The sequence below is a fragment of the Avibacterium avium genome, assembly GCF_900454535.1.
Classification (GTDB): domain Bacteria; phylum Pseudomonadota; class Gammaproteobacteria; order Enterobacterales; family Pasteurellaceae; genus Avibacterium; species Avibacterium avium.
Genome location: NZ_UGSP01000001.1, coordinates 481,977 through 500,928, shown reverse-complemented (window position 1 = coordinate 500,928; position 18,952 = coordinate 481,977). Strand labels below are relative to the sequence as shown.

Genomic DNA, 18,952 nt, shown 5'->3' with positions numbered 1-18,952 from the left:
ATAAGAGAAACCAAAATGCCAAAACGTACAGACATAAAGACAATATTAATTATCGGTGCAGGCCCGATTGTGATTGGGCAGGCGTGTGAATTTGATTATTCGGGGGCGCAGGCGTGCAAAGCGTTGCGTGAAGAAGGTTATAAGGTGGTGTTAGTGAACTCTAACCCCGCCACCATTATGACCGACCCAGATATGGCGGACGTAACCTACATTGAGCCAATTACTTGGCAAACGGTGGAAAAAATCATTGATAAAGAGCGTCCTGATGCCATTTTGCCAACAATGGGCGGACAAACCGCGCTGAATTGTGCCTTAGATCTTTCCAAAAATGGCGTGCTGAAAAAATATGGTGTGGAACTGATCGGTGCAAGTGAAGATGCCATTGATAAAGCGGAAGATCGCGGACGCTTTAAAGAAGCAATGGCGAAAATTGGCTTAAATACACCAAAATCCTTTGTTTGCCATACTTTCGATGAAGCTTGGGCAGCACAAGCCGAAGTAGGTTTTCCAACGCTTATTCGTCCGTCTTTCACAATGGGCGGTTCTGGCGGTGGGATCGCCTATAACCGTGATGAATTTGTCGCTATTTGCGAACGTGGTTTTGATGCCTCTCCAACTCACGAATTACTTATCGAACAATCGGTGCTAGGTTGGAAAGAATACGAAATGGAAGTGGTGCGTGATAAAGCGGATAACTGCATTATCGTTTGCTCCATTGAGAATTTTGACCCAATGGGCGTGCATACAGGCGATTCCATCACCGTAGCCCCAGCGCAAACGCTCACCGATAAAGAATACCAAATTATGCGTAACGCCAGCCTTGCGGTGCTGCGTGAAATTGGCGTGGATACGGGCGGTTCAAACGTGCAATTTGCCATTAATCCAGCCAATGGCGAAATGATTGTGATTGAAATGAACCCGCGCGTGAGCCGTTCTTCTGCCCTAGCCTCTAAGGCCACGGGTTTCCCGATTGCCAAAGTGGCAGCAAAATTAGCCGTGGGCTATACACTCAATGAATTGCGTAATGACATCACGGGGGGATTAATCCCTGCCTCTTTTGAACCATCTATTGATTATGTGGTTACCAAAGTGCCACGCTTTGCCTTTGAAAAATTCCCGCAAGCGGACGATCGCTTAACCACGCAAATGAAATCCGTAGGGGAAGTGATGGCAATGGGACGCACTTTCCAAGAAAGCTTGCAAAAAGCCTTGCGTGGTTTGGAAACGGGCATTTGTGGGTTTAATTTGCTTTCCGAAGCCCCTGAGAAAATCCGCACCGAGCTTGGTAACCCAGGCCCGAACCGCATTCTTTACGTTGCCGATGCCTTTGGCGCAGGATTTAGCCTAGAAGAAGTGCATCATTATTCCAAAATCGATCCTTGGTTCTTAGTGCAAATTCAAGATCTAGTGCAAGAAGAGCTAGCGCTTGAGCAAAAAACGCTGGAACAATTGGATTACGCCGAACTGCGCCGTTTAAAACGCAAAGGGTTTTCCGATAAACGTATTGCTCAGTTGGTAAAAAGCACGGAAAGTGCGGTGCGAAATTTACGCAAATCTTTCAATCTTCACCCTGTTTATAAGCGCGTGGATACTTGTGCAGGCGAGTTTAAATCCGACACCGCATATCTTTATTCCACCTATGAAGAAGAATGTGAAGCCAATCCTTCCGAGCGTAAAAAAATTATGATCTTAGGTGGTGGGCCGAACCGTATCGGGCAAGGCATTGAGTTTGATTATTGCTGTGTACACGCCGCCCTTGCCTTGCGTGAAAGTGGCTTTGAAACCATTATGGTGAACTGTAACCCTGAAACGGTTTCCACTGATTTTGACACCTCAGATCGCCTTTATTTTGAACCGCTCACCCTTGAAGATGTGTTAGAAATCATTCACGTTGAACAGCCTTATGGCGTAATCGTGCATTATGGCGGTCAAACCCCATTGAAACTTGCCAATGCTTTAGCGGAAAATGGCGTGAATATTATCGGCACGTCCGCAGACAGCATTGACGCAGCCGAAGATCGCGAGCGCTTCCAACAAATTTTACAACAGCTCGGTTTAAAACAGCCAAACAACCGCACCGCACGCAATGCCATTGATGCGGTGAAATTGGCGGAAGAAGTGGGCTATCCGCTAGTGGTGCGCCCTTCTTATGTGCTGGGCGGGCGTGCAATGCAAATCGTGTATAACGTGGACGAACTCAATCAATATATGCGTGAGGCGGTGCAAGTGTCGGACGACAGCCCGATTTTGCTCGACCATTTCCTAAACGATGCTATTGAAGTAGATGTGGATTGCATTTGTGATGGCGAGCAAGTGGTGATTGGTGGCATTATGCAGCATATTGAACAAGCGGGGATTCACAGCGGTGATAGCGCTTGCTCGCTGCCACCTTATTCCTTAAGCACGGAAATTCAAGATAAAATTCGCTATCAAACAGCGGCAATGGCAAAAGCCTTGAACGTAGTGGGCTTAATGAACGTGCAATTTGCCGTGCAAGATGGCGTGATTTATGTGTTAGAAGTGAACCCGCGCGCCAGCCGTACTGTGCCGTTTGTGAGCAAAGCCACAGGGCGACCGTTAGCCAAAATCGCCGCGCGTGTAATGGCAGGAATGAGCCTAAGCGAACAGCAAATTCAAGGCGAAATTCAACCGCACTTTTATGCAGTGAAAGAAGCGGTTTTCCCATTCATCAAATTCCCGGGGGTAGATACCATTTTAGGCCCAGAAATGCGCTCTACTGGCGAAGTGATGGGCGTGGGCGAAACCTTTGCCGAAGCTTTCATCAAAGCCCAGCTTGGCGCAGGCGAACGCATTGCGAAAACCGGTAAAGTGTTCCTTTCCGTGGATAACAAAGACAAAGCCCGTTTATTGCCAATCGCCCAGCGCTTGCAAGAACAAGGCTACGGCTTATGCGCCACCATTGGCACAGCGAACTTCCTGCGTGAAAACGGCATCTTCGCGCAAATCGTCAATAAAGTGCGTGAAGGCCGCCCACATATTGTGGACGCGATCAAAAATGGCGAAATTGCTATGGTGATAAACACCGTAGGAAGCCTGCCTGAAAGCGTGGAAGACAGTTACTCTATTCGCCGCAGCGCATTACAACAAAAAGTGGTTATCCAAACCACCCTCGCCGCCGCCGAAGCCTTAGTGGAAAGTGTGAAGAATTTAGATGATTATGCGGTTTATTCTTTACAACAACTACAAGACGCAGGGAAATAAATATCAAGTGCGGTATAAAAATCGCTAAAAATAAAACGGCTCAGGGATTACTCTGAGCCGTTTTGCTAAACATCACTTAATGATTTTTATGGCTAGTGCTATACAAGATTTTATCCGTATAAGCCATTGCGATAGCAGAAATCAAAAAGCCTAAATGAAGCAATAATTGCCACATCATCGTTTTTTCTGGCATATTTGCTGCATTGACGAAAGTTTGTAGCATATGAATAGACGAAATACTGATGATCGACATAGAAAGTTTCACTTTCAACACAGAAGCATTAACGTGACTCAACCATTCAGGTTCGTCTGGGTGCCCTTCGGTATGCAGCTTGGAAACGAAAATCTCGTAACCGCCCACAATCACCATTACTAATAAATTAGCGATCATCACCACATCAATCAAATTTAGCACGGAAAGCATAATGGCGTTGGAATCTAGCTCTTGCAGATTAGTGATAAGTTCCCATAAGGATTTCATAAATTTGTAGGCGTAAATGCCTTGCACCACAATCAGGCCAAGATAAATCGGCAGTTGTAGCCAACGGCTGGCGAAAATAATCTGGCTAAATAATGTGGGGGTTTTGTATTTAGTTGAAGACGAATGTTGCATAAATGTCCTATTTTTCTATTTCTAATGTTGTTCTCTTTTCATTAATGGGCGCTGAAGTTACCTGTTTTTAGGCAAAATATCAATGCTTTTCCTGTTCAATTTGTTCTGCTGAAATGGCACTTAATTTGGCTAAATCAAGGTCATTATGCAGCAATTCCACCTGTGGCATCACTTTGTTGGCTTTGGCAGAAAAATCTTTAAATCGTTCAATTTTTCCTGCTAAGCCTTGTTGCCCAGCAAAGGCAGTAACCGCGTGATTATAATGCCCGTTCACGGTTGCCAAACTGTTACCCAGTTTCGCCAAACGCTCCGCCACCAAGCACATTTGGTTATAAATATCCCCTGCCTTACCGCTAATTTCACGCGCCTCTGCATTACCGCGCTCAATGCGCCATAGGTTCGCCACAGTGCGTAAAATCGGCATTAAGGTGGTGTGCGACACTAAAATGACGTTCTTTTCATAGGCATAATTAAACAAGTTGCTGTCCTGTTTCATCGCTTCAATATAAGCAGGTTCAACGGCAATGAACATCAGCACAAAATTTGGGCTATGCACGCCAATTAAATTGCTGTAATCCTTGCGCGAAAGCTCATCAATATGATTTTTAATCGCCTTGTGATGCTCACGCAAAAATTGTTGCTGGGCTTGCTCATTATCGGCACTCACCGCATTTTCATAGGCAACTAAAGACATTTTGCTGTCAATAATCAAATGTTTGTTGTCAGGCAAATACACCACAAAATCTGGATAATTGGATTTGCCCTCTGCATTACGGAAATGATCTTGCGCTTTATAATGATCGTTTTCCACCAAGCCTGCTAACTGCAAGGCGCGCTCAAGCTGAATTTCGCCCCAGTTGCCGAGGGTTTTCTTCTCCCCTTTTAAGGCAGAAGTGAGATTATTCGCTTCTTGCGACATCGCAAGCCCTACATCTAGCACTTTTTTGATTTCACTTTCAAGGCTGGCGTTGCCTTTTAAGGATTCCGAATGAATTTCATTCACCCGTTTTTGAAAGCCTTCGATTTGCTCGCGGAATGGCTTTAACAAGGCATCAAGGCTGGCTTGATTAGTTTGATCGAATTTCTGGCTCTTTTCTTCCAAAATGCGATTTGCCAAATTTTGAAATTCAACGCTAAGTTGTTGTTTCGTTTTAACAAAATCTTCTTGTTGCTGGGCAAAATGTTTCTCTTTTTCGCCAAGACTCGTTTTTAGTTCAGTGAGTTGCTGCAAAAGTGCGGTGGATTTTTCGCTTAAATCTGCATAATCCTGCTGCTTACTTTTTAATTCGGCACGCGTTTGATTAAGCTGATTTTGCAAGCTATGCACCTGCGCTGTGGCAATCCCAAATTGCTCCTTAAGGCTGGTAATTTTCTCGGCAATATTGCTGTGGCGCGCTTGTTCTTCGTCCAATTCTTGTTGCAAATAATGGATTTTCTCATCGCGTTCATTCAGCCTTGTTTGCAAGCCTTCCGCGCGTGTTTGTGCTTTTACGCTTTCTTGTTCAAGCTGATAACGCAGCTGCGACAAGGTTTCATATTTTTCTAATAACTGATTAAAATCATTGACATTTTTATTCAGTTCTTGCGCAAGTTGCTGTTTATCACGTTGATGTTTGGTGCTAATAAAAAACAGTACAAGGCATAAAATAAGTAATGAGACGGCAACGCCTAGCCATTGAGATTGAGTGAGTTCGATCATTATTTTCCTTAAAATTAACAAAATTTACCCCGCACTTTCCGCTAAATTTTCTCGTTCCAAAGTGCAGTGGCTCAAAGTGCGGTGGATTTTTCAGATGAAATCTTTGCGGAACTATAATAAAGTATAATGCAATTTTGGTTTAATCAGCGGAAAAAATGACAACACAACCACAACTTTATCTTGCTTCGCAAAGCCCGCGCCGTTTACAGCTGTTACAACAGTTGGGGTTGAAGGTGGAAATCTTCAATGCGGATATTGATGAAACCCCGAAAGCTGATGAGCAGCCTGCAGATTATGTACGCAGAATGGCGCAAGAGAAAAATCACGCTGCCCGCCAACAGCTTGAAAAAATGGCCAATTTTGCACCGCACTTACCCATATTGTCCGCAGACACTAGCGTGGTGTGCGATGGGCAAATTTTAGGCAAGCCACAAAATCACGATCAAGCTGCGCAAATGCTGCACTTGCTTTCCGGCAGAACGCATCAAGTGCTAACCGCGGTGTGTGTCAGCTTGCCTGATCAAAAGCATAGCCTTGTGCAAACTAGCCAAGTAACCTTTAAGCCTTTGACAGAACAAGAAATTTCCGCTTATATCCGCACCGGTGAGCCAATGGATAAAGCAGGCGCTTATGGCATTCAAGGTGTGGGTGGCATCTTTATTTCTCATATTGAAGGCAGTTTCAGCGGTGTGATGGGCTTGCCCGTGTTTGAAACGGCGGAGTTGCTGCGTCAAGTTGGGGTCGATCTATTCAGTTCAAGTGAGCAATGCAATGAGTAAAAGCCTATTCCAAGCCACCAAGCACGAAGAACATTGCCCACAATGTGGCGCGTTGCTGCAAATTAAAAAGGGCAAAAAAGGCTTATTTTTAGGCTGCAGCGCCTATCCGCAATGCGATTTTATCAAGCCATTACAGCCCGCTCACGAAACCAAAGTATTGAAAGGCTTAGATCAACATTGTCCAAAGTGCGGTCATTTTTTGCAATTAAAACAAGGGCAATTTGGTATGTTCATCGGGTGCAGCGATTATCCGCACTGTGATTATATCGTTCACGAGCAACTTGAACCTGAGCAAGCGCATTTGCCTTGTCCTGCTTGTGGCAAAGGTCATCTTGTACCGCGTCGTGGACGCCAAGGCAAGGTGTTTTACGGCTGCGATCAATTTCCAAAATGCAAATTTACCCTTGCCAGCCAGCCCTATGCCGTGCCTTGTCCGCAATGTGCTTACCCCATTAGCACGCTAAAAAAAGAAGAAAAAACCGACCGCACTTTGCATCGCACTTGGTTGTGTGCCAACAAAGCGTGCCGTCATCAATTTGAAACAGACAATGAATAACCAACAGAATGTGGCTCAACTGGTTGAGCAATTAAAACAAAATGAAGTGATCGCCTATCCCACCGAAGCGGTGTTTGGCTTGGGTTGTAATCCATTAAGTGAAAGTGCGGTGCAAAAATTATTAGTTTTAAAACAGCGCCCTGTGCAAAAAGGCTTGATTTTAATTGCGCCAAGTTTGGATTTTCTGCGACCTTTTATTGATGAACGCCAGCTTTCCGAACAGCACTGGCAGCGCTTAAACGCCCATTATGATCGCCCGACCACTTGGGTTATGCCAGCAAAAGCCGATACGCCAAAATTCCTCACAGGGCAATTTTCCACCATTGCCGTGCGCATCAGCGATCACCCTGCGGTAAAACTGCTTTGCGAACAGGCAGGCTTTGCGCTCACCTCCACCAGCGCCAATTTAACCAGCTTGCCACCTTGTCGCACGGCAGCGGAAGTGAAAGCGCAATTTGGCGATCACTTTCCTGTATTAGAAATGGCTATCGGCACGGCGCAAAACCCTTCGGAAATACGCGATCTGTTTACCCAACAACTTTTTCGTCAAGGTTAATAAGGATTTTTATGAATAAGGCTATCAATAACAAAGGCAAAGATCTCTACGCCGTGTGGGGCAACCCCATTGCACAGAGTAAATCACCACAAATTCATCGCATTTTTGCTGAACAAACGCAGCAAGATTTAGACTATGTGGCAATGCTTGGTGATGAGCAACAATTTGAACAGCAACTGCTTACCTTTTTTGCTGAAGGGGCGAAAGGCTGCAACATCACCGCACCATTTAAAGAGCGTGCGTTTAAGCTAGCCGATCAACACAGCGAACGTTGTTTGCTGGCAGGCGCTTGTAATACGCTAAAAAAACTCGCCGATGGTACGCTTTATGCGGATAATACGGACGGCGCGGGGCTGGTGAGCGATTTACAGCGTTTAGGCTGGCTCAAACCGCAACAATCCGTGCTGATTTTAGGCGCAGGTGGCGCAACCAAAGGCGTGCTGTTTCCCTTATTGCAGGCTGAACAAACTATTCTTGTGGCCAACCGCACCTTAGCCAAAGCTACAGAATTGGCTGAAAAATTCAGCCCCTACGGCAATATTCAAGGCTGCACCCTTGCCGACATTCCCGTACAAAAATTTGATCTCATCATCAATGCCACTTCGCTCGGCTTACAAGGCAAAACCGTGGCGATTGATCCCAATATTTTAAAACAAGCCGGCGCGGTGTACGATATGCAATACAGCAAAGGCACAGACACGCCATTTATCGCCCTCGCTAAACAAAATGGCGTGCAACACTATAGCGATGGCTTCGGAATGCTCGTGGGGCAAGCGGCTCACGCCTTTTCTTTATGGCGAGGGGTAATGCCTGATGTAGCACCTTTGTTTGATGAACGTTAATCCGATTTCATTCTAATAAAAAAACCTAGCTTGATGGGCTAGGTTTTTTATTGGGCTGAATGATTATTTTACACCTGGTGCTTTCCACAATGATGTGGTTAATCCTTCATCTACAAGTTGTAATTGTTTCTGATAAACTTCAGCCCATTGTTGTTTGTGCTGCTGATAAAGCTCATAATTTTTAGGGTTTGGTATATGTTTTCGTTCAAATCTGACAAGTTTTTTTCCTGCTTCGGCCAAAGAAGAGTAAACCCCAACCCCAACACCAGCTGCTATCGCACAACCTAATGCAGTTGCTTCTTTTACTACAGGAATATTTACAATCAGCCCTGTAACATCAGCAAGGATTTGACTCCATAATTTCCCTTTAGCTCCGCCACCAGCAAAAACAATTTCTTTCAGTTTAACTTTAGAAAATTTTTCTACCTGATCTAAATTATAAGAAGATACTACCGCTGCGTTTTCTTCTAATGCTCTAAATAAAACAGGTTTATTGCATTTTTCTGGATCAATCGAAAGATTAATAAATGATGGTGCTGCGTGATACCAAGATTTAAAATGCATCGCATCAGAAAAAATAGGTATAACATCATTTGCTCCAGCAGGTACCTTTTCTGCCATTTGTTCGAGTAAGCTATAAGCATCAACGCCAAGTTTTTCAGCTAAATGTTTTTCTTCTTCACAAAAAACATCTCTAAACCAACGCATCGTTAATCCAGTGAAGAAACTAATAGATTCAGCTTGAACTAAAGGAGAAATGACATAAGGATTTATACGAATATTCATTTCAGGATCTGTCTGCGGGGCTGGCAAATTTACCACTTGTTGCCAAAAAGTCCCCCCAATAATAGCCGCTTGTGAAGGCTCTGTAATACCTAACCCTAAACACCCCAACTGAACATCTCCGCCACCGACAATGACTGGCGTTCCCTCTTTCAATCCTGTTATTTCCGCTGCTTGCTTTGTAACCTGCCCTAAGACTTCACCCGTTTCCTTAACTGGAGGCAAAATAGTAGAGTTTAATCCCGCCATATCTAATAGCATTGGAGACCATTGGCGAGTATGCAAATCCAACATCCCCGTAGTTCCCGCATTAGAAGGTTCTACCGCAAGCTGCCCACTTAGCATAAATCCGAGCCAATCGCTAATCATGGTTATCGCTTTGGTTTTTCGATAAATATCACTACGGTGATGGGCGAGCCATAATAATCTTGGTACGGCACTTAATGCCAAAGTTTGGCCTGAAATATGATAAAGTGTTTCTTCAAATGTATGATTATAAAGCTCTTTTAATTCATTCACCTCTTGGGTTGCTCTAGCATCAACATTGCCACAAGCCCAAATTAGTTGCTGTTTTTCATCGTATAAGACAATACCTTCACGCATTGAACAGGTCGAAATTGCTAAAATCTGATCGGGACTTATTTTCGTTTTATCCAATACTGTCGAAATACTTTTACAAGCTAAATCCCAATTATGTTCTAAATCAAACTCCATTGATCCTGGGATATTTGGATCGCTTAAATGGCTCCATTCGTATTGTGCTGCACCAATTTGATTTCCATCTAAATCAAAAATAACCGCTCTAATACTCCCTGTTCCTGCATCTAATGCCATTAAATAGGCTGATTTCTTTTCCATGTTCCCTCCTGAATAATCTTGAAAAAACGCTAAAAAAATCAACCGCACTTATAACATCTAGACAAGGTGTGCAAGGATCATACGAGCCGTTTTTTCTTCTGTTACCAATGAATTGATATGCTTCCCATATAATGCACTTAGGATAGCTTCGACCTTATTTTCTCCACCTGCAATACCAATTACATTAGGAATTTTTTGCAAGTTATCTAAAGAAACACTGATTAACTCTTCATGCAATGGCATATCAGGCTGTAATGTGCCATCTTTTTGCATAAAATAACCAAGAATATCTCCTACAGCACCTTTTGCTCTAATTGTTTGCTGCTTTTCTTCTGTTATATAACCTGAACGCAATAATGTTGCTTGTCCTCGCTGCCGCGTTGCTCCAATACCAACGATTGCGACATCAGCACTACAAGCTGCAAGCATAATATCCCTAACACAAGCTTCTTTTTTAAATAATTTAGCTGCTTCTATTGATGAAGCCCTTAACGGCGCTGGGATAATACTCACGGAACAAGAGCCATCCAATTGGCCAATACCTTTCATATAGGGACCAACCCCTCCAGATAAGGTAATCAGTTTAATTTGATTCTGAGTAATAAAATCATTGCTATATTTAATAGTCTGCATAATGGTTTCCCCAAACCCAATAGATAAAAGTTGATTAGGCTTGAGTAAGGACATTAATAATTGCGCAGCTCCAATTCCTAAGCGCTCATTCAGATCATGTTGTTCTAGCTCTGGTAAAATTCGAATATATTTCAAATCAAAACGTTGCTGTAAGGCCTGTTCTAATTCTAAGCATCCCGTAAACCGAGAGTTAATCTGAACTTTAATAATTCCATGCTGACGCCCTCTTTCTAACAGTCGAGAAACTTTTAGCCTAGGCAATCCTAGTCTTTCTCCAATTTCACCTTGTGTTAAATTATCGTGGTAATAAAACCAAGCAATACGAGCTAAAAGCTCTTCTTCTGTCATTGAATGAGATAATGCGTTCATTTCTTGTCTTTTTTCATTCATTTTCTACTCACAAATATTATTCATATGAATCATAAAAATATCAATTGTTCATTTTCAATTTTTTCAAATACTGTGACAAAGATCACTTTTTAGATAAAAACTTCCATTTATAGGGTAAATAATCTGAATATGAGATCTTGATCACAGATTTATTTTATATTTGGAACTAACATTATGATAAATTGAATTTCAGATTTTACATTTGTTCAACCATTAAAGGTAACATCTTATGCATAATGAATCTTCAATGAAAAAATGTTTATTAGATGTACATAATATCAGCAAATCCTTTTCAGGCGTAGAAGTTCTTAAAGATATAGATTTTTCTGTATATGCTGGTGAAATTCACTCACTATTAGGTGGGAATGGCGCTGGAAAATCAACATTAATGAAAATTATCGCTGGTATCCAATCTGCTGATAGTGGCACAGTAAAAATTGGTGGTGAAATTCAGACTAGACTTTCCCCACAAAAAGCACATCGTCTTGGTATCTATCTTGTTCCACAAGAACCTCTGCTCTTTCCAAATTTAACCGTAAAAGAAAATATTCTTTTTGGTTTACCTCGTCATAAAGAAAATGAAGAGAAATTAAATGAATTGCTGAAAGAGCTAAACTCTCGTTTGCCTCTTGATATACAAGCTGGATCTTTAGAAGTTGCAGATCAACAACTTGTGGAAATAATGCGTGGACTAATGCGTAATGCAAGTTTGCTTATTCTTGATGAACCCACAGCTTCTTTAACTCCCGCTGAAACCGAAAATCTATTTAACAAAATTAATTCATTATTGGATAAAGGTGTAGGTATCATTTTTATTTCCCATAAATTAAATGAAGTATGTCAGATCTCTCATCGCATTAGTATTATGAGAGATGGATATATCGCTTTAACAGGGAAAACCAATGACCTAACTCAAGAACAAATTATCAACGCAATTAAGCCTAGCTTGAAAAATGCTCAGCTTAATGAAACACAAAAACTTTGGTTAGAATTACCTGGTCATCTACGCACTAAAGATACTAACTCTCCTATCCTTGAAGTAAATCATTTAACTGGTGAAGGTTTTAAAAATATCACCTTTGATCTTTATCCTGGTGAAATACTTGGATTAGCTGGTGTTGTCGGAGCTGGTAGAACAGAACTTGCAGAAACCTTATATGGTTTAAGGAAAGCAAAGTGCGGTGAAATTTTATTTAAAAATGAAAATATTACTTCTCTCTCATTAAAACAGCGTTTACAAAAAGGTATTGTTTATCTTACCGAAGATCGGCAATCTTCAGGATTATATTTAGATGCGGCACTTACTTGGAATGTCTGTGCGCTCACTTATTACAATCAAGGATTCTGGCTAGATGAAAATAGAGAAAATGCTACTTTAGAACGTTATAAAAGAGCGATGGGTATAAAATATGCAATGCCACAACAACCTATTCGCACCCTATCTGGTGGAAATCAGCAAAAAGTCTTAATTGCTAAATGTTTAGAAGCCAATCCACGTTTACTGATCGTTGATGAACCTACTCGCGGTGTTGATGTCGGTGCAAGAGCTGATATCTATCAACTTATCAAATCAGTCGCTAAACAAAATGTTGCCGTGCTTTTCATTTCTTCTGACTTAGAAGAAATCGAGAAAATGTCTGATCGTGTTCTTGTTATGCATGATGGAGAAATTAACTGTAGTTTGCAAGGTGATCAAATAAATAGCGATAAGATTATGCAATTTGCATTTGGCGGATAAATTTCAAAGGAGACACCAAATTATGTGGAAATTCATTCAAAACAATAGAGAAATAACCATTCTAATTGCTATTTTATTTCTTTTTCTATTACTTGGATTTGAAGGTAATGGATTTCATTTGCAAACAATAACAATGATTTTTAATTCATCTCTCATTGTTATTCTATTAGCACTAGGTACAACATTCGTTATTTTAACGCGTAACATTGATGTTTCCATCGGTTCAATAATGGGGCTATGTGCTGTAATTATGGGTAGTCTTCTTAACGCTGAATTTAATCTGGTTATTGCATTTTTTATGACTTTATTATGTGGAATCGCAGCGGGAATATTTAATGGAATACTTGTTACTTTATTAAAGATACCTGCTATTGTTGCCACACTAGGTACATTAGGTTTGTACAAAGGAATAATGCTATTAATTACTGGTGGTAAATGGATCGAAGGATTACCACAAGATTTAAAATTACTTGCATCCCCTAACTTGTTATCTATATCTCCCATTGGATGGATGACACTAATACTTATTTTAATTTCTTACTTCATTCTTACTCGTACTCAAAATGGACGCAATTTCTATGCCGTAGGCGATAATCTACAAGGTGCATTACAACTTGGTGTGAAAACAAATCAGATTCGAATCCTTGCATTTACAATTAATGGATTAATGGCGGCCATCGCTGGAATAGTATTCACTTCACAAATTGGTTTTGTTCCGAACTCAACTGGCAGTGGTTTAGAAATGAAAGCTATTGCTGCCTGTGTATTAGGTGGAATTAGTTTGCTTGGTGGAGCAGGAAATATTCTCGGTGCCGTATTAGGCGCTTACTTCCTGATACAAATTGATACGATCTTAGTTTTACTTAAAGTTCCTGCTTATTGGAATAATTTTATTGCAGGACTCGTTTTACTATGTGTATTAATTTTTGATGGAAGAATAAGAGTAATGATTAGTGAAAACTTAAAACTACAACGTTACTCCAGATTCCTTAACACTAAATAAATTAAGGAGAAATTATGTTACAGATAAAGAAATATAGCTGGGAAATAACATTATTCTTTCTTGTTATTTTAGAAATAATTGGATTTGGTTTATTTAACCCTAGAATGCTAGATATCAATATTTTGTTATATAGCACAAGTGATTTTATTTATATTGGAATGTTGGCATTGCCACTGACACTGATTATTGTTAGTGGTGGTATGGATATTTCTTTTGGTTCTACTGTCGGTCTTTGTGCTATATCTTTAGGTGTCTTATTTCAATTAGGTTATCCTCTAAGTATTGCTATTTTTCTTACTTTTATCATTGGAATTTTATGTGGGTTACTGAATGCAAGTCTTATTTTGTACACCAAAGTTAATCCTCTCGTCATTACACTAGGAACAATGTATCTTTATGGTGGTGGAGCTTTATTGCTATCTGGATTTGCTGGCGCTACTGGTTATGAAGGTATCGGTGGTTTTCCAGATAGTTTATTAAACTTCGCCAATCAAAGTATTTTCAACATTCCAACTTCAATTATTTACTTCATTATTATAGCTATAATATTCTGGTTATTAATGCATAAAACAGTCATTGGCAGAAGTATATTTTTAATTGGCCAAAATGAACGTACCTCTATTTATAATGCCGTACCTATCAAACAAACCTTATTTATTATTTACGGTTTATTAGGTGCAGTTGCAGCATTTGTTGGAATATTACTAGTATCCTATTTTGGATCAGCTCGTTCTGACTTAGGTAGTTCATTATTAATGCCTGTCCTTACAGCTGTTGTATTAGGCGGTGCAAATATCTATGGTGGAGCGGGTTCTGTTCTTGGCACAGCCATCGCGGCACTATTAATTGGTTATCTGCAGCAGGGCTTACAAATGGTTGGTGTCTCTAATGAAATCTCTAGTGCTTTATCAGGAGCATTATTAATTATCGTACTAATTGGAAAATCATTCAGCATATATCGAAGTTTTATTATGAATTGGCTTAAGAAGAATGTTTTTTATTTAAAACAAAAATAAATAAAGGAGGACTTTTATAATTAATCTTTAACTTTTACTTATGCAGTATCTCATTAATGTTCAACTATAAAATAGGAGACTCACTATGAAAATGCAATTAAAAACAACCGCACTTGCTATTATGTTAGGTTTAACCGCAACTTTTGTACAAGCTGCCGATAGAATCGCATTCATTCCTAAACTCGTTGGAGTTGGCTTTTTTACAAGTGGTGGCCAAGGTGCGACTGAAATGGGTAAAAAACTAGGTGTAAATGTTACCTACGATGGCCCAACAGAACCAAGCGTATCAAACCAAGTACAATTAATTAATAACTTTGTGAATCAAGGCTATAACGCAATTGTCGTTTCTGCGGTTTCCCCTGAAGGACTTTGTTCTACATTACAACGTGCAATGAAAAGAGGTGTAAAAATTCTTACGTGGGACTCTGATGTAAAACCTGAATGTCGAAGCTACTATATCAACCAAGGCACACCTGAACAACTTGGTTCAATGCTAGTTGAAATGGCCGCTAATCAAGTCACTAAACCTAAAGCTAAAGTTGCCTTTTTCTATTCTAGTCCAACAGTAACAGATCAAAACCAATGGGTGAACGCTGCTAAAGCAAAAATCAGTAAAGAACATCCAGAATGGGAAATTGTAACAACTCAGTTTGGTTACAATGATGCAATTAAATCTTTGCAAACAGCAGAAGGTATTATCAAGGCTTATCCAGACTTAGATATTATTATTGCGCCTGATGCAAACGCCTTACCTGCTGCCGCCCAAGCTGCGGAAAACTTAAAAAATGACAAAATTACGATTGTTGGTTTTAGTACACCAAATGTAATGCGACCTTATGTAAAACGCGGCACAGTAAAACAATTTGGTCTATGGGATGTAGTAAAACAGGGTGAAATTTCTATTGCTGTAACAAATGAACTTTTAAAAGGTCGAACACTAAACGTAGGAGATAAAGTTAAAGTTCCTGATATTGGTGAAGTTGAAGTATCACCAAATAGTGTTCAAGGTTATCAATATGAAGCGAAAGGAAATGGAATTGTACTCCTTCCTGAACGTGTTGTTTTTACCAAAGATAATATTGACAACTATAATTTTTAAAATCAGGTAGGAGAATAAAATGGCAGATTTAGATGATATCAAAGATGGAAAAGACTTCGGATTAGATAAGCCCCAAACACATAAGGCATTTTATTTAAAAGGATGTGCGGCTTTAGACTGGGGAATGCAATCTAGACTGGCTAACATATTTAATCCTAAAACAGGTAAAACAATTATGTTAGCTTTTGATCACGGTTATTTTCAAGGCCCAACAACAGGATTAGAGCGCATAGATCTCAATATTGCACCATTATTTGAATATACTGATGTTTTAATGTGTACAAGAGGGATCTTACGTAGCGTTGTTCCTCCAGATACTAATAAGCCTATTGCATTACGTGCATCAGGAGCAAATTCAATTCTAACTGAATTATCGAATGAAGCCGTTGCAGTTGATATTGAAGATGCATTAAGACTAAACGTATCAGCTATGGCTGCGCAAGTTTACATTGGCTCAGAATACGAACATCAATCAATTAAAAATATTATCAAATTGGTTGATCAAGGTTATCGCTATGGAATGCCAATTATGGCTGTAACTGGTGTTGGTAAAGATATGGCTAGAGATCAACGCTATTTTTCACTTTCTACGCGTATTGCTGCAGAAATGGGCGCAAATATAATCAAAACCTATTATGTTGATAAAGGCTTCGAGCGTGTTACAGCTGGCTGCCCTGTTCCCATTGTTATTGCTGGCGGGAAAAAACTCCCAGAACGCGATGCATTAGAAATGTGCTATCAAGCTATAGATCAAGGCGCTTTAGGGGTAGATATGGGAAGAAATATTTTCCAATCAGATTCACCTATTGCGATGTTAAAAGCCGTGAATGCCGTTGTTCATGGCGGTGAAAATTCGGAAAAAGCTTATCAACTCTATCTTCACGAAAAAAATAGTTAACCACAAATTCATTAAGGAGCAATTATGCTTACAATGTTAGTTGAAATTAATGTGAAAGAAGGAAAAGAAGAAGAATTCTTAACCCTTTTTAAACACCATCAGGCTTGCACAAGTGCTGAAAAAGGGAATATTCGCTTCGATGTTTTACGCGATCCTGAAATCAAAACACGTTTTTATGCTTATGAAGTTTACGCGAGTGAAGAAGCTCTAAATGAGCATAGAAAAACGCCACACTATCAGCATTGTGTGAAAGAACTAGAAAATCTTATGACTTGCCCTAGAAGCAAAAAACTATTTGACTGGGTTAGCCCTGAAATTTCATAAATATATTTAATAGTAAAAAAAATACACTATGCTTTAATCTGTACCCTAAAAGTTGGACGTAAAAGCTAGCAATTAAGGTGCAGATTTTTTTATGAACAAATCATCATTCATTTACATTTTTATCGGCTCACTTTTGAAGTAAAAATCAAAAGTGCGGCCATTTTTTACAAAATTTTTTGCATTTTTTTAAGCTAGTTTTTTATGTGGGGGGAAGATAGGCTTTTTAGCACGATTACTTATGATAAACTCATTTTTAGAATATTAATCCAAAAATAAAAATCTTTACAAAATTTAAAACTATAAAGATTACTGAATATAGGAAAATAAGACCGTTTATAGTATTTTTATCTATTGACTAAAACTTATATTCCGTTATATTTCCTAACCTTAACATTTCTTTAACGTTTAAATAGGTGAAAATATGACACAGTCAGCAAAACGCGAAACCTTCTCAGGTAGCCGTGCATTTATTTTTGCCGCCATCGGATCTGCTGTGGGTTTGGGAAACATTTGGCGTTTTCCTTATACCACTTATGAAAACGGTGGTGGTGCATTCATTATTCCTTATCTTATTGCGCTTTTAACCGCAGGTATTCCATTTTTATTCTTAGATTATGCCATTGGGCATCGCCACCGTGGGGGTGCACCGTTGTCTTATCGCCGTTTCAGCCGCCATTTTGAAACTTTCGGTTGGTGGCAAGTAATGGTGAATGTGATCATCGGGATTTACTATGCGGTTGTGCTAGGTTGGGCGGCGAGCTATACCTATTTCTCTTTTAATACCGCTTGGGGTGATAAGCCAATTGATTTCTTCTTACACGATTTCTTGCAAATGGGCGATATTGCTCAGGGTGTGAGTTTTGAATTTGTTGGTATGGTGGTTGGCCCGTTAATTGCCGTATGGCTTGTGGCACTTGGTGTGTTGGCGTTAGGCGTGCAAAAAGGGATCGCCAAATTATCCACTGTGTTAATGCCTGTGCTTTTAGTGATGTTTGTGGTGTTGGTAGCTTCATCATTATTCTTACCGGGGGCAGCGAAAGGGTTAGATGCTTTATTTACGCCAAATTGGTCAAAACTCTCTGATCCGAGTGTGTGGATTGCCGCTTATGGGCAGATTTTCTTCTCCCTTTCTATCGGCTTCGGGATTATGGTAACTTACGCCTCTTACTTGAAAAAAGAATCTGACTTAACCGGTAATGGCTTGGTAGTGGGCTTTGCCAATAGTAGTTTTGAATTATTAGCTGGTATCGGGGTGTTTGCCGCTCTTGGCTTTATGGCTACGGCGTCAGGGCAAGAAGTGGGCGAAGTAGCAAAAGGCGGAATCGGCTTGGCGTTCTTTGCGTTCCCAACGATTATTAACGCTGCACCATTTGGTAAAGTGCTTGGTGTGTTGTTCTTTGCTTCATTAACTTTCGCTGCTTTGACTTCATTTATCTCTGTAATCGAAGTAATTATTTCGGCAATTCAAGATAAATTACGTGTTCGCCGTGCTAAAGCCACTTTCCTTGTTGGTGTGCCAATGATGTTAATTTCAACCGTATTATTCGGTACAACCACAGGCTTACCAATGCTTGATGTGTTAGATAAATTCGTCAACTATTTTGGTATTGTTGCGGTGGCATTTGTTTCCTTGGTGGCTATCGTTACCAACGAAAAATTAGGCTTACTTGGCAAGCACTTAAACGAAACATCTTCTTTCAAAGTTGGCTTTTTATGGCGTTTATGTATCGTTTTAACCACAGGTATCCTTGCATTTATGTTATTAAGTGAAGGGGCGAAAGTGTTCACTGAAGGTTATGAGGGCTATCCATCTTGGTTCGTTAATACCTTTGGTTGGGGAATGGCGGCAAGCCTTGTGGTGATCAGTTTCCTAATCTCTCGCTTAAAATGGAAACACGAAGAGTTATTAAACCCAGAAGAACAGGCAAAAGAGGAACAATAAA

16 protein-coding genes are annotated in these 18,952 nt (G+C 40.3%); 12 read left to right on the top strand and 4 right to left on the bottom strand.

Going from position 1 to position 18,952, the window contains the following annotated elements; genetic code table 11:
• The first annotated feature begins 15 nt into the window (after window positions 1-15).
• The gene (gene carB, locus DYC50_RS02475; protein WP_115248867.1) at window positions 16-3,222 is read left to right on the top strand and encodes a carbamoyl-phosphate synthase large subunit; all 3,207 of its coding nucleotides are present in this window, start codon (window positions 16-18) and stop codon (window positions 3,220-3,222) included.
• A 76-nt stretch (window positions 3,223-3,298) separates the two neighbouring features.
• Here carB and DYC50_RS02470 read toward each other — a convergent pair whose 3' ends face one another.
• Both DYC50_RS02470 and DYC50_RS02465 read right to left on the bottom strand, forming a co-directional pair.
• Window positions 3,299-3,835, bottom strand: a complete 537-nt coding sequence (locus DYC50_RS02470; protein ID WP_115248866.1) for a TIGR00645 family protein — start codon at window positions 3,833-3,835, stop codon at window positions 3,299-3,301.
• 79 nt (window positions 3,836-3,914) lie between these two features.
• Window positions 3,915-5,534 carry a DNA recombination protein RmuC gene (locus DYC50_RS02465; protein ID WP_115248865.1) on the bottom strand — a complete coding sequence of 540 codons (1,620 nt, stop codon included), beginning with the start codon at window positions 5,532-5,534 and terminating at the stop codon, window positions 3,915-3,917.
• Window positions 5,535-5,689: 155 nt separating this feature from the next.
• On the opposite strand from DYC50_RS02465, the gene DYC50_RS02460 reads away from it, so the two are divergent.
• The 4 genes from DYC50_RS02460 to aroE are packed head-to-tail and all read left to right on the top strand — an operon-like array spanning window position 5,690 to window position 8,267.
• Entirely contained in the window at window positions 5,690-6,313 is a 624-nt protein-coding gene (locus tag DYC50_RS02460) for a Maf family protein (protein ID WP_115248864.1), read from the top strand.
• The gene (locus DYC50_RS02455) at window positions 6,306-6,869 is read left to right on the top strand and encodes a DNA topoisomerase family protein (protein ID WP_115248863.1); all 564 of its coding nucleotides are present in this window, start codon (window positions 6,306-6,308) and stop codon (window positions 6,867-6,869) included. Before DYC50_RS02460 ends, DYC50_RS02455 begins: the two co-directional genes overlap by 8 nt.
• A complete protein-coding gene (gene tsaC / locus DYC50_RS02450) occupies window positions 6,862-7,425 on the top strand; it encodes an L-threonylcarbamoyladenylate synthase type 1 TsaC (RefSeq protein WP_115248862.1) in 564 nt (187 codons plus the stop codon). The genes DYC50_RS02455 and tsaC overlap by 8 nt, the downstream gene beginning before the upstream one ends.
• Window positions 7,426-7,436: 11 nt before the next feature.
• Window positions 7,437-8,267: a shikimate dehydrogenase gene (gene aroE, locus DYC50_RS02445; RefSeq protein WP_115248861.1), complete on the top strand. Its 831-nt coding sequence runs from the start codon at window positions 7,437-7,439 to the stop codon at window positions 8,265-8,267.
• A 63-nt stretch (window positions 8,268-8,330) separates the two neighbouring features.
• Here aroE and lsrK read toward each other — a convergent pair whose 3' ends face one another.
• The gene (lsrK, locus tag DYC50_RS02440; protein ID WP_425451079.1) at window positions 8,331-9,884 is read right to left on the bottom strand and encodes an autoinducer-2 kinase; all 1,554 of its coding nucleotides are present in this window, start codon (window positions 9,882-9,884) and stop codon (window positions 8,331-8,333) included.
• Window positions 9,885-9,965: 81 nt separating this feature from the next.
• Entirely contained in the window at window positions 9,966-10,910 is a 945-nt protein-coding gene (gene lsrR, locus DYC50_RS02435; protein WP_234702156.1) for a transcriptional regulator LsrR, read from the bottom strand.
• Between the two features lie 250 nt (window positions 10,911-11,160).
• Between lsrR and lsrA the strand changes: the two genes are divergently transcribed.
• The 7 genes from lsrA (at window position 11,161) to DYC50_RS02400 (ending at window position 18,951) form a co-directional block, all read left to right on the top strand.
• A complete protein-coding gene (gene lsrA, locus DYC50_RS02430) occupies window positions 11,161-12,669 on the top strand; it encodes an autoinducer 2 ABC transporter ATP-binding protein LsrA (protein ID WP_115248859.1) in 1,509 nt (502 codons plus the stop codon).
• Between the two features lie 22 nt (window positions 12,670-12,691).
• A complete protein-coding gene (gene lsrC, locus DYC50_RS02425) occupies window positions 12,692-13,672 on the top strand; it encodes an autoinducer 2 ABC transporter permease LsrC (protein ID WP_115248858.1) in 981 nt (326 codons plus the stop codon).
• A gap of 14 nt (window positions 13,673-13,686) precedes the next feature.
• A complete protein-coding gene (gene lsrD / locus DYC50_RS02420; protein ID WP_039136762.1) occupies window positions 13,687-14,688 on the top strand; it encodes an autoinducer 2 ABC transporter permease LsrD in 1,002 nt (333 codons plus the stop codon).
• Window positions 14,689-14,773: 85 nt separating this feature from the next.
• The gene (gene lsrB / locus DYC50_RS02415; protein ID WP_065230571.1) at window positions 14,774-15,787 is read left to right on the top strand and encodes an autoinducer 2 ABC transporter substrate-binding protein LsrB; all 1,014 of its coding nucleotides are present in this window, start codon (window positions 14,774-14,776) and stop codon (window positions 15,785-15,787) included.
• Between the two features lie 19 nt (window positions 15,788-15,806).
• Window positions 15,807-16,685 (top strand): 3-hydroxy-5-phosphonooxypentane-2,4-dione thiolase, encoded by an 879-nt coding sequence (gene lsrF / locus DYC50_RS02410; protein ID WP_039136767.1) that lies wholly within the window; start codon window positions 15,807-15,809, stop codon window positions 16,683-16,685.
• A 24-nt stretch (window positions 16,686-16,709) separates the two neighbouring features.
• Window positions 16,710-17,009, top strand: coding sequence for a (4S)-4-hydroxy-5-phosphonooxypentane-2,3-dione isomerase (lsrG, locus tag DYC50_RS02405; RefSeq protein WP_039090075.1), 300 nt, complete (start codon window positions 16,710-16,712; stop codon window positions 17,007-17,009).
• Between the two features lie 421 nt (window positions 17,010-17,430).
• Window positions 17,431-18,951, top strand: coding sequence for a sodium-dependent transporter (locus DYC50_RS02400; RefSeq protein ID WP_115248857.1), 1,521 nt, complete (start codon window positions 17,431-17,433; stop codon window positions 18,949-18,951).
• Window position 18,952: the final 1 nt, after the last annotated feature.